10 protein-coding genes are annotated in these 12,095 nt (G+C 62.0%); 3 read left to right on the top strand and 7 right to left on the bottom strand.

The genetic code is table 11. The annotated features are described in order from the left end of the window. Window positions 1-103 precede the first annotated feature (103 nt). A complete protein-coding gene (locus ACYZTZ_RS24760) occupies window positions 104-4,420 on the bottom strand; it encodes a DEAD/DEAH box helicase (RefSeq protein WP_461999990.1) in 4,317 nt (1,438 codons plus the stop codon). A 309-nt stretch (window positions 4,421-4,729) separates the two neighbouring features. On the opposite strand from ACYZTZ_RS24760, the gene ACYZTZ_RS24755 reads away from it, so the two are divergent. Next, window positions 4,730-5,614, top strand: a complete 885-nt coding sequence (locus tag ACYZTZ_RS24755) for a sugar nucleotide-binding protein (protein ID WP_046053235.1) — start codon at window positions 4,730-4,732, stop codon at window positions 5,612-5,614. Continuing rightward, window positions 5,607-6,536, top strand: coding sequence for an NAD-dependent epimerase/dehydratase family protein (locus tag ACYZTZ_RS24750; protein WP_461999989.1), 930 nt, complete (start codon window positions 5,607-5,609; stop codon window positions 6,534-6,536). Before ACYZTZ_RS24755 ends, ACYZTZ_RS24750 begins: the two co-directional genes overlap by 8 nt. Window positions 6,537-6,593: 57 nt before the next feature. Here the strand turns inward: ACYZTZ_RS24750 and ACYZTZ_RS24745 are convergent, their stop codons facing one another. The 5 genes from ACYZTZ_RS24745 to ACYZTZ_RS24725 form a co-directional block, all read right to left on the bottom strand. Further along, window positions 6,594-7,292: an OmpW/AlkL family protein gene (locus ACYZTZ_RS24745; RefSeq protein ID WP_461999988.1), complete on the bottom strand. Its 699-nt coding sequence runs from the start codon at window positions 7,290-7,292 to the stop codon at window positions 6,594-6,596. Between the two features lie 211 nt (window positions 7,293-7,503). Continuing rightward, entirely contained in the window at window positions 7,504-8,022 is a 519-nt protein-coding gene (locus tag ACYZTZ_RS24740; RefSeq protein ID WP_056743681.1) for a DUF3299 domain-containing protein, read from the bottom strand. A gap of 11 nt (window positions 8,023-8,033) precedes the next feature. Beyond that, window positions 8,034-9,299, bottom strand: a complete 1,266-nt coding sequence (locus tag ACYZTZ_RS24735; RefSeq protein ID WP_461999987.1) for an ABC transporter permease — start codon at window positions 9,297-9,299, stop codon at window positions 8,034-8,036. 1 nt (window position 9,300) lies between these two features. Next, window positions 9,301-10,011 carry an ABC transporter ATP-binding protein gene (locus ACYZTZ_RS24730; RefSeq protein WP_056743679.1) on the bottom strand — a complete coding sequence of 237 codons (711 nt, stop codon included), beginning with the start codon at window positions 10,009-10,011 and terminating at the stop codon, window positions 9,301-9,303. Window positions 10,012-10,147: 136 nt separating this feature from the next. Further along, on the bottom strand, window positions 10,148-10,726 hold the full coding sequence (locus tag ACYZTZ_RS24725) for a DUF2796 domain-containing protein (protein WP_461999986.1): 579 nt from the start codon (window positions 10,724-10,726) through the stop codon (window positions 10,148-10,150). Window positions 10,727-10,861: 135 nt separating this feature from the next. Here ACYZTZ_RS24725 and ACYZTZ_RS24720 point away from each other — a divergent pair, with 135 nt between their 5' ends. Further along, window positions 10,862-11,209 carry a hypothetical protein gene (locus ACYZTZ_RS24720; RefSeq protein ID WP_461999985.1) on the top strand — a complete coding sequence of 116 codons (348 nt, stop codon included), beginning with the start codon at window positions 10,862-10,864 and terminating at the stop codon, window positions 11,207-11,209. Here the strand turns inward: ACYZTZ_RS24720 and trxA are convergent. Then, window positions 11,206-12,078: a thioredoxin gene (gene trxA, locus ACYZTZ_RS24715; RefSeq protein ID WP_461999984.1), complete on the bottom strand. Its 873-nt coding sequence runs from the start codon at window positions 12,076-12,078 to the stop codon at window positions 11,206-11,208. The two genes, ACYZTZ_RS24720 and trxA, sit on opposite strands and share 4 nt — an antisense overlap. Between the last annotated feature and the right edge of the window lie 17 nt (window positions 12,079-12,095).

Below are 12,095 nucleotides of genomic sequence, written 5' to 3'. Positions count from 1 at the left end.
GTGTTGGGGCTGATGGCCTCATCGCGAGCAAGCTCGCTCCCACATTGGATCGCATTCCCCTGTGGGAGCGAGCTTGCTCGCGATGAGGCCAGCCCGGAAAACATCAATGCCGGATCAGTTTGTTGTGCAGTTCGGTAGTTGATTGCTGATCCAGCTCTAGCCAGAAAATCTGCTTGCCGGCAATCTCGGCAGCGGCCGGCAGACCATCGCGATACACCAATCGATTACTCGCCAATGCCGGTACTTTTGCTCCGGGTAAAAGTGTCCCGGCGAGGTTCAGCGGATCAACCCCGCACACGGCAATCAAACTCCCGTCATGCGGCCGTCGCCGCACCTCGCGCAGTAACGGAATGGCTTCAGGCAATGCAAACTGTTCACCCGCCAAGCCACTGACAAACCGCCCGCCGCGAATCTCGCCGCGAGCTTCCAGCCGATGGAAAGTGCGCAGCAATTCTCGCCAGCTCGGCAGCCAATCCGCTTCACGTTCCAGCAAGCGCCAGAACACCACGCCGTAGCGTCGGAGCAAGGTCATGGCGATATGTTCAAGGGTGTCGGTCGGCGTCGGTGCCGGACGTTTGTTCTCCACAACCGGAGCTTGCGTCCCGCGTCGCAGCAAGGCCCAGCGCCCGGCATCGTCCATCCCGCCGACCAACGCACCGCGCCCGCGTCGGCTGCTGCGATTCTGGCGTTTGCTGGCCGGGGTGATCAGCGCCCGCAGACCGGCGAAGCTGTCGGCATTCACCAACCCGGCGCCGACCAATTCCTGCAAGGCGATCTCCAGTTCCGAGCGCAGCAAGTGGGCTTCGTGAGTCAGCTCATCGAAAAACAGCGCGCCGTGTTGGCTCAGGGCTTCGTAGACTTTTTGCGTCTTGGGCGACAGTTCGCTGGCCGGCGTCTGCTCGGTCAACCCGCTCCACAACCCGACCTGACTGCGCGGCAATAGCAGAATCGGTGTGCTACGCAGCGCCGTGCTGGCGCTCTTGTTGCGCGCGGTCAGGCGAGTCCACACCAGCTTGCCGCTGCGGCACAGGTCATCCAGCCAACTCGCTGAAAAGTCTTTTATTCGCGCCGGCAAAATATCGCTGTCCCAGGCTGAAGCGGCGGCGGGGTAGCCTTCGAACTGACCGACTATCGCGGGCAATACTGCGCTGCCCTGACTCTGGGTCGCGGCGGACAGGTGCTGCCAGTCAAACAGGAAACGCATGAAATCCTGCAACGCCACGGGCTCGATTTCCCGCCGCAGACGCTTGACGGTGTAGCGGTGAATTCGCGCCAGCAAATGCCGTTCGCACCATTCTTCCTCAGCCGTGCCGGGCGTGAATTGACCGCGCAGCACATAACCTTCGCGTTCCAGTTGCGCCAACGCCTGAGTGACTTGAGTCGCCGCTAATCCGAGCGGTTCGGCAATCGCGCTCAGCGGCAACGGACCGAACGCGCTGAGCCGCGCACGAATCACTTCCAGCACCGCTTCGTCCGGCGTCCAGACTTCATCGAACCCGGGCAACGCCTCCAACGGTGGCTGCAAAATCGCCTGCGGATAAATCGCCCGCAAACAGGTCAGCCGCTCCAGTGCCAACCATAGCGCTTGCCCTGCATTGACTTGCAAGCGGCTGGCGCGACCGCTGTCGGCCAGGGCGTTCAGCCAATCGAGCCAGTCTGGATGGGCCTGGGCCTCGACGTCGGTGATGCACGCGAGGCTCATCAACGCTTCATGCATTTCATCGATGCCAGTCGGCGCTGGCCAGGCTTCCTCGCGCACGGCTTGAATCGCGTCCGCATCCAGCGCACCGAGGTCATCGGTGGACTGCGGATCGCTCCAGCGACGGTTGAGCACTGCTTGAGTGCGGCGCTCTTCCAGCGGCGCATCGTCGAGAAAGGTGTAGGGCCGGGCACTGAGAATTTCCGCTGCCAGCGGTGAGGGCGCCGGCAGGTCGCGGCTGATCAAGCGGATGTCGCCACGTTCCATGCGCCGCAACAACGCCAGCCAGCCTTCGCTGTCCATGGCCTCGTGCAGGCAATCGTCGAGGGTTTGTTCCACCAGTGGATGGTCGGGAATTTCCCGTTCGCCGGCGAGGTTTTCCACGCAGGCAATCTGATCGGGAAACACGCTGGCGATCAGGTCTTCGCTTTTCATCCGCTGGATCTGCGGCGGGACTTTGCGGCCGCCACTGTAGCGCGGCAGCGCCAGCGCGACCCCGGCATTCCAGCGCCAGCGCACGCCGAACAGCGGCGCATCGAGCACGGCTTGAATCAGGGTGTGCTCGGCGCTGTTGCTGTGCAAATAGCGCCAGACGTCATCGAGTTCGAAACTGTGGCTGGTGGACAGCGACAGGACGATGGCGTCTTCGCTGGCGGCGGCCTGCAATTCGAAGTTGAAGGTGCGGCAAAAACGCTTGCGCAGGGCCAGGCCCCAGGCGCGGTTGATGCGGCTACCGAATGGCGTGTGGATGATCAATTGCGTGCCGCCGGACTCGTCGAAAAACCGCTCCATCAGCAGCGTGTCTTGTGACGGCAGGGCGCCCAATGTCAGACGCGCACGGGCCAGGTAATCGACCAATTGTTCCGCGCTGGCGAGGTTCAGACCGAGGGTGTCGGTCAGCCAGTCGATAGCGGGCTGCAAGCGACCGGGTGTGGCGCCGAGCAGCTCATCGAGTTGCGCTTGCAGGCGCGCCACGGCGAACGACAGTTCAGCGCTGCGTCCCGGTGCTTCGCCGAGCCAGAACGGAATGGTCGGCGGTTGGCCCTGCGCGTCTTCGACTCGAACCTTGCCGGTTTCGACCCGCAGGATTCGGTAGGAGGTGTTACCCAATTGGAAGACGTCCCCGGCGATGCTTTCCACCGCAAAGTCTTCGTTGACGCTGCCGATGTTCAGCCCTTGGGGTTCGAGTAAAACGCTGTAGTCGGCGTTGTCCGGGATCGTCCCGCCGCTGGTCACGGCCGTCAGTTTTGCGCCCCGACGACCGCGCAGGGTGCGGGTCACGGCGTCGCGGTGCAGGTAAGCGCTGCGGATGCCCAGGCGACCGTTGTAGCCTTCGGCGAGCATCTGCAGCAGCGCTTGATAGTGTTTTTCGTCGAGTTCGCGGTAGGGCGAGGCGTTGCGGAACATCTCCAGCAGCGCCTGCTCGTGCCATTCCTGGCAACTGACCTCGGCGATGATTTGTTGCGCGAGTACATCCAGCGGTGCCTTGGGAATCAGCAAGGTGTCGAGTTCGCCACGCCGCACGCAGTCGAGCAGGGCGGCGCATTCGATCAGGTCATCGCGGGTGGTGGCGAACAAACGGCCCTTGGGCGTACCGCCGACCTGGTGCCCGGAGCGGCCGACCCGTTGCAGGAACCCGGCAATCGAACGCGGCGAGGCAATCTGGCAGACCAGGTCGACATCGCCGATATCGATCCCCAGTTCCAGGGACGCCGTGGCGATCAACACTTGCAGCTCGCCACGCTTGAGCCGCTGTTCGGCGTCGAGACGAAACTCCTTGGCCAGACTGCCGTGGTGGGCGGCCACCGCGTCCTTGCCGAGGCGTTCGCTCAAGTGACGGCTCAGGCGTTCGGCGAGGCGTCGGGTGTTGACGAAAATCAGCGTGGTGCGGTGTTCGCGGGCGAGGGCGGCGAGGCGGTCGTAGACCAGTTCCCAGATGTCGTTGGCCATCACCGCCGACAACGGCACGGGCGGCACTTCGATGTCCAGATCCCGTGGGCGGGCGTGGCCGATGTCGATGATTTCGCACGCGCGATCGCGGCCAACCAGAAATTGTGAGACGGCTTCGATGGGTTTTTGCGTGGCAGACAGGCCAATCCGCATCAGCGGTTGCGCGCATAACGCTTGCAGTCGCTCGAGGCTCAGGGCCAGGTGACTGCCGCGCTTGCTGGCGGCGATCGCGTGAATTTCGTCGACGATCACCGTGCGGGTTGTACTGAGCATTTGTCGGCCGGAGTCGGAACCGAGCAGCACGTAAAGGGATTCCGGGGTGGTCACCAGAATGTGTGGGGCGGTCTTACGCATCGCAGAGCGGTCTTTTTGCGGCGTATCGCCGGTGCGTACGGCGGTGTTGATCTGCAATTGCGGCAGGCCCATCTCGCGTAACTGCTCGGTGATGCCGGCCAGCGGGTTTTGCAGGTTGATCTGGATGTCGTTGGACAAGGCTTTTAGCGGCGAAACGTAGACCACCAGGGTTTCATCCGGCAGATGGCCACCGTTGGCCATTGCGCGGTGGACCAGGTCGTCGATGACCGCGAGGAACGCGGTGAGGGTCTTGCCAGAGCCCGTGGGTGCGGCGACCAGTGTCGAACGGTGCTGGCGGATCAACGGCCACGCCCGGGCCTGGGCGGCGGTGACCGTCGGGAAGGTGCTGCTGAACCAGGCGCTGACGGCGGGGTGGAAGCCTGCCAGGGCGCTGTCCGTCGGGATTGGCAGATTCATGCAGCAATTTATGCGGGCGGGGGGCTGAAGATGCAAGTACCGCTCGGGATTTGCGTCGTTGCTGAGGGCCCTATCGCGAGCAGGCTCGCTCCCACAGGGGATTTGTGTGCGTCCTGGATCTAATGTGGGAGCGGGCTTGCTCGCGAAGGGGCCGGAACAGGCAGCACAGATCTCAGGTATCTACACTTTACGGATGACGGTTGCGCACTAAACCCGCAAAATGCAACGATTCCGGCAACTATCGACGGCATCGCCCGCGAGCGGTGTCGATAAAGCCATTGTTTCTATCAGACTGGGCCTGCTGACTCTATGCGAATGCGCCTTATGTTACTGGGCGGCGGAAATGCCCTTGGGCAGGCGCTGATTCGCCTCGGTGCGGAGGAAGACATCGGCTTCCTCGCCCCCCGCCCACCGCAAGACGGCTGGGACGCCGCGACCCTGACGCAACTGCTCGACGACACCCGTCCGGACGCGTTGATCAACCTCGCCTATTACTTCGACTGGTTTCAGGCGGAGACGGTCAGCGAACAGCGTCTGGCCGGGCAGGAACGGGCGATCGAGCGTCTGGCCGAACTGTGCCAGCATCACAACATCGTGCTGCTGCAACCGTCGAGCTATCGCGTGTTCGATGGTTCCCGGGCGACGGCCTATAGCGAAAAAGACGAACCGGTGCCTTTGGGCCTGCGCGGTCAGGCCTTGTGGCGGATCGAGCAAAGCGTCCGCGCCACCTGCCCGCAACACGTGTTGCTGCGATTCGGCTGGCTGCTCGATGACAGCCCCGACGGCACCCTCGGGCGTTTCCTCGGCCGCGCCGAACTGCCTGAAGAATTGCTGATGGCCGATGACCGCCGGGGCAATCCGACGCCGGTGGATGACGCCGCGCGGGTGATCATCTCGGTCCTCAAGCAACTCGATTGCTCGGCGCCGCTGTGGGGCACCTACCATTACGCCGGGCATGAGGCGACCACGCCGCTGGCACTTGGGCAGGCGATCCTCACCGAAGCGCGCGCTCTGCATCCGCTGGCCATCGAAGCGCCGACCGCCCAGGCTCACGCCGCGCGACCGGACGCCGCCGAAGAGCCGCAACACGCGGTGCTGGCCTGCAAGAAAATTCTGCACACTTTCGGGATCAAGCCCCGCGCCTGGCGTGCGGCACTCCCGGGCTTACTGGACAGGTTTTATCGCCATGGCTGACGGCCCTGTTTTAATCACCGGCGGCGCCGGTTTCATCGGCTCGCACCTCACCGATGCCTTACTCGCCAAGGGCCATTCGGTACGTATCCTCGATGACCTCTCCACTGGCAAACGCAGCAACTTGCCGCTGGACAATCCCGGCGTCGAACTGATCGTGGGCGATGTCGCCGATGCCGCGCTGGTCGCGCAGGCGATGGTCGGATGCAGCGCTGTGGCGCACTTGGCCGCGGTGGCGTCGGTGCAGGCGTCGGTGGATGATCCGGTGAAGACTCACCAGAGCAATTTCATTGGCTCGCTGAATGTCTGCGAAGCCATGCGCCAGTCCGGCGTCAAACGGGTGCTGTATGCGTCCAGCGCAGCGGTCTACGGCAACAATGGCGAAGGCGAGTCGATCGACGAAGACACGCCCAAGGCACCGTTGACGCCCTACGCTTCGGACAAATTGGCGAGCGAGCATTACTTCGATTTTTACCGTCGCCAGCATGGTCTGGAGCCGGTGATTTTCCGTTTCTTCAACATCTTCGGCCCACGCCAGGATCCGTCCTCGCCGTACTCCGGGGTAATCAGCATTTTCAGCGAGCGCGCGCAGAAGGGCCTGCCGATCACTGTGTTCGGTGACGGTGAACAGACTCGCGATTTCGTCTACGTCGAAGACCTGGTCGACTTGTTGGTGCAAGCGATCGAGAAACCGCAGGTCGAAGTCGGCGCGGTCAACGTCGGCTGGAACCAGGCCACGACCCTCAAGCAAATGCTTGAAGCCCTTGAAGCGGTGGTCGGTCAATTGCCGCCGGTGAGCTATGGCCCGGCGCGCTCCGGTGACATCCGTCACTCACGAGCGAACAATCAGCGTTTGCTGGAGCGCTTTACCTACCCGGAGCAGACACCGATGCGTGTCGGACTGGCGCGGTTGTTGGGGCGCTGAGGTTTACGCAGTCATGAAAAAGGCGCCTTTCGAGGCGCCTTTTTTGTGCGGCAAATTTTAGAATTTGTAACCCAGGCCAACCATGTAGATGAACGGATCCACGTCCACATCGACCTTGGCGCGAGTGCCTTGCGCCACTGCGTTATTTTGCACCGTCGCGGTGGTGTCGATGTCGATGTAACGCACCTGGGCGTTGATCATGATGTTGTCGGTCAGCATGTAGTCGGCGCCGACCTGGAACGCCATGCCCCAAGAGTTATCCGCTTTGAAGTTGCTGAAACCGTTGGCGCTGGCTTCGCTGCCAACGTGCTCGTCGTAGATCCAGGTGTAATTGATACCGGCGCCGACATACGGCTGGAAGGCGGACTTCGCATCCAGTGGGTAGTACACAACGCTCAGCGTCGGTGGCAGGTGTTTCAGCGTACCGAGTTTGCCGTTGGCCGCGCCGAGGGCGGTGCCTTTGAGCTTCACGTCATGCTCGAACGGCGAGGCCGCCAGCAGCTCGATCCCCCAGTGGCTGTTGAGCATGTAAGCGAAGTTCAGACCCAGTTGCGTGTCGCTGCTCATGGTGGCCTTGCCACCCAGATCGGCACCCTTCAGCGGACCTTGATCAACCTTGACGCTGGAGCTGTCGGCTTTCGGGTTGACGGTGATTGCACCGGCACGAACGATGATATCGCCGGCTTCGTGGGCGTAGGCTAACGGTGCTGCGAGCGCGAGGGCAAACAGCGAAGCGCTGAGCAAAGACTTGTGCATGGAGGGCTCCAAAGGACGTTAAAAATTTTTGATGTCCAATGGTACGGAGCCCTCTGATACGGTCTTTTGACTCAGCTCAATGAAACAGTGATGGCCCTAAAAGATCGCAGCCTTCGGCAGCTCCTACAGGATCGGGTTTGCACGCGGTCAAGGTAGGAGCTGCCGAAGGCTGCGATCTTGGCGATATCAACGGTAAGAAAAACGACCGGTTTCACTCCGGCAGCTCATACACGTAAATCTTGTCAGCCTGCATCTGATACCCGGCATCCGCCAGTTCGCTGGTCGACGCTTTAACCTGCAATGCCCCTTCGATCCAGTACGGCTGATACAACTCGTCGAGCTTCACACCCACCTTGCTTTTGACGTGCACGATCTGGTTCGACGGCGGTGGCGGCACGTGGATGCAGGCGCCGAAGTAAGGCACCAGCAGAAACTCGGTGGTGCGACCTTCTTCACTCACTTCCAGTGGCACGATGTAGCCCGGCAGCCGAATGTGCTGACCGTCGAGGCTTTTCACCACCGGTGCATTGGGCATGTCTTGCTTGGCCGCTGGCGCCGATTCGGCGGCCAACGCGTTGCCCATCTGCGACAGGTCGTGCAACGGCGTCATGTTCGGCACTTCCGGGGCGGCGTCCGGGGGGATCATTTCCGACCAGGTCAGCTCTTTCGGCCCGGCCGCCCACAGGGGCAAGGCGACCAGCATCAACAGCGCAAGCACGGCGCGGGGCATGTTCAACGTCCTCATAAACGGATCGACAGGCCATCGGCCAGGGATTGGCGATACGCGCGCCAGGCCGGCACGCCGCCCATCAGCAGCGCGGCGATCAGGATGCCACCGAGCAGCGTCCATTCATATTCGCTCGGCCAGGCCAGCGGCAGGTACAAGCCGTAATTCGCTTGCACATAGCCTTGAGCCGCCGCGATGCCCACATACAGCAGCGCTACACCGGCAATCACGCCAGACAGTGCCAGGGCAAACGCCTCCAGCACCAGCAACGTCGCGATGTGCCACGGCCGGGCACCCACCGAACGCAGAATCGCCATCTCCCGACGGCGTTCGTTGAGGCTGGTGAGGATCGCCGTGAGCATGCCGATCAACCCGGTCAGCACCACAAACAGCGACACCACGAACAAAGCTTTTTCCGCCGTGCTCATCAAACTCCACAGCTCTTGCAGCGCCACACCCGGCAGGATCGCCAGCATCGGTTCACCCAGAAATTCATTGATCTCACGCTGTAGCGCGAAGGTCGAAATCTTGCTGTTGAGGCCGAGCATGAACGCGGTGATCGCTTGCGGCGTCAGGTCCATGTTGCGTGCCTGATCGGCACTGATCCGACCGTTGCCGCGCGCCGGCACGCCGTTGTGCCAGTCGATGTGTATCGCTTCCATACCGCCGAGACTGATGTGCAACGTGCGGTCCACCGGGGTGCCGGTGCGTTTGAGAATGCCGACCACGGTGAACGGCTTGTCGTCGTGCTTGACCAGGCTGATCACCGCCACGCCGTGGGCCAGCACCAGTTTGTCGCCGAGTTTGTAGTGCAGCGCATCGGCCACTTCGGCACCGAGCACCACTTCGAACGGGTCAGTGGCGAAGGCGCGGCCGTCGGCCAGTTCCAGGTGTTGTTGATGGCCGTACTGGTAATGCTCGAAGTACGCCTCGGTGGTGCCCATCACCCGATAACCGCGATGGGAGTCGCCGAGGGACATCGGGATCGCCCACTTCACTTTCGGGTTGTTGGCGAAGTGTTCGAAGCTGTCCCAACGGATGTTGTTGGTGGCGTTGCCGATGCGGAACACCGAGTACAGCAACAGGTTCACCGAACCGGAACGTGCACCGACGATCAGATCGGTGCCGCTGATGGTGCTGGCGAAACTGGCCTTGGCTTCGGTGCGCACCCGTTCCACGGCCAACAGCAGGCAGACCGACAGGGCAATGGCGAACGCGGTGAGGATCGCGGTGAAGCGGCGGTTAGCCAGGCTGGCCATGGCTAGACGAAACAAATACATCTCAGACCTCGGACGGGGTGGCGGCGCGATTGAGATCGGCCAGCGACAGGTGGCGATCGAACAGCGGTGCGAGGCTTTGGTCATGGCTGACAAACAGCAGGCTTGACCCGGCTTCGCGGCATTCGGCGAACAGCAAACGAAGGAAGTTCTCGCGGGCGTCGTAATCCAGGGCCGAGGTCGGTTCGTCGGCGATCACCAATTCAGGCTGACCGATCAACGCGCGCGCAGCGGCAACCCGTTGCTGCTGACCGATGGACAGCGAATCGGCGCGACGACTGAGGATGCTTTCATCCTTCAAACCCAAGTGGGCGAGGAGGGTGGCCGCCGCCTGATCGACGCTGCCGTGGCGCTGGATCGCCCGTTCAGCGCGCAGCTTGGAGAAGTGGCAGGGCAATTCAACGTTCTCGCGCACCGAGAGAAACGGCAGCAAGTTGAACTGCTGGAAGATGTAGCCGGTGTGATCGACCCGGAAGCGGTCGCGAGCGCCGGCCGAGAGTTCGGTCAGCTCCTGGCCCAGCAATCGGATGCTACCGCGATCGGGCTTCTGCACACCGCCTAGCAGACCGAGCAGGGTGGTCTTGCCGCTGCCGCTGGGGCCTTTGAGGAACAGGGTTTCGCCTGGCATAAGGCGAAACGCCGGGATGTCCAGCAGCGGCGGATGACCGGGCCAGCTGAAGCCCAGGTCGGACAGTTCGATGAGTGCTTGGGTCATGTGAAACCGGTCAAGTTGGTGGTGAACCCTGTGGGAGCGAGCCTGCTCGCGAAGGGGCCGTCAGCCTCAACATCAATGTCGACTGTCAGACCGCTTTCGCGAGCAGGCTCGCTCCCACAAGGGATCTTCGGTGAATTTAGAATTTCAGGGCAGCTGCCTTGGCCGTCACTTCTACGCCTTGCTGCCCGCTCGGGCTGATCAGTTGTACCTGAATCTTCTGGGTCGCCGGGAACGTGTTGAAGATGTTCGCCAGGTCCAGGTTTTTCAGCGCGCCGGGTGCCGAGCAGCTGAATTGATAATGCGCGTGGATTTCGCTGTGGTCGTGGTGATGTTCGCCCTTGCCCGCTTCGTCGTGATCATCATCGGCATCGGGCTTGTCGCCGAACAACGGGCTTTCCAGTTCCTGAGTCGCAATCACGCAGCCAGCGGCTTTCGGCAGGTTGAACAGCACCAGCGGTTTCTCTAGCTGCGCCCGAACGGCGGCGACTTTGGCCTTGTCGGCGTCGGTGGTGGCAGCGTGTTCGAAACCCACCAGGTTCATCGCCGGGCTTTCCAGTTCCAGCTCCAGAGTCTGCCCGTCCAGCGCTGCGTTCAGGCGACCGACGCCATGTTCGTGGGCGCCGAGGCTGCCGTGCTCATGGTCGTGTTCATCAGCGGCGTGGGCGACGGCCAGCGGCAAGAGGGCAAACGGCAGAGCGAGAAGCAGACGGCGCATGGCGGGTCTCCGAAAAGTAAAATGAAGAATTTGTTATGTAATCTTATAACGTAAGTGCCGAGAGTTTGACCGCCTGCTTGGCGTTGCGCAAGTCACATGGGAGCATGCAAGTCAGAAATGTGCAGGAGCAGACTTATGTTGCGTATACGCGGAAGCATCGGCGACTGGCCGGTGGATTTGACGCTGGAGATGGATGACGGCGACTGGGCACGGCTCGGTGCGCAGTTGCAGGTGGTGAAACCGGAGGCCAGTGCAGCACCGGCAAAACCGATCAATCAGGATGATGCGCTGTGGCAGATCGCCAAGGATTTACTGTGTAAGGCCGGGCAATTGAGCGGGCCGGATTTGCTGGATCAGTTGGAAGGACTGACCGGCAGCGCGGCGTCGGGCAAACGCCTGTTGGTGCGTTTGCGTCACTGCACGGATGTGAAGGTGACGAGCGGCGGGGATACGCCGCTCTACAGCTGGATCAACGCAGGTTAGTACAGCGCAGCAAACAACTTGCGGCGGTACGTGGTCACCAGCGGGTGATCGTTGCCCAGCAGTTCGAACACCTGCAGCAAGGTCTTGTGCGGCAAGCCTTCGCTGTAGCTGCGATTGCGCACGAACAGCTTGAGCAACGCATCCAGCGCCGCGTCGTACTGCTGACGGGCCAGTTGCTGGATCGCCAGCTGATAAACCGCTTCATCGTCCTGCGGATTTTTCGCCAGACGCGCTTTCAGGTCTGCCGCATCCGGCAGGTCCTTGGCCTGACCGAGGAACTGGATCTGCGCCTTGGCGCCGGCCAGGGCAGCTTTGTGCTCATCGCTCGTGACCGCATCGAGCACGATTTGCGCTTCGCCCAGCTCGCCACGTTCGGTGAGGCAACGGGCGTAGAGGATCAGCGCCTTGGCATTGGTGTTGTCTTCGCCCAGCAGCACTTTCAGTGTGGCTTCGGCGTCGGCAAAGCGGTTGTCATCAAACAGCGCCTGAGCCTGTTCGAACGGGTCGGCAGCAGCCGGCGGCGGCATTTGCACGTGAGGTTCGAGCATCGCGCGCACCGCAGATTCCGGCTGTGCACCGGCAAAACCATCCACCGGCTGACCGTCCTTGAACAGCACCACCGTCGGCAGGCTGCGAATGCCGAAGCGCGAAACGATGTCCGGCTCGACGTCGCAGTTGACCTTGGCCAGCAGCAACTCACCCTGATAGCTCTCGACGATGGTCTGCAGCATCGGCATCAACGCCTTGCACGGCGCACACCATTCGGCCCAGAAATCCACCAGCACCGGTTTGTGGAAAGAGTTCTCGATCACCGACTGCTCGAAATCGGCAGTCGTGGCGTCGAAGATGTACGGCGTTTCCTGACTCATGGGGGATCTCGTAAAAG

Source organism: Pseudomonas sp. LB3P58, from assembly GCF_054897895.1.
Note: the sequence above shows the minus strand (reverse complement) of the source record. Positions and strands in the feature narration are given on the sequence as shown.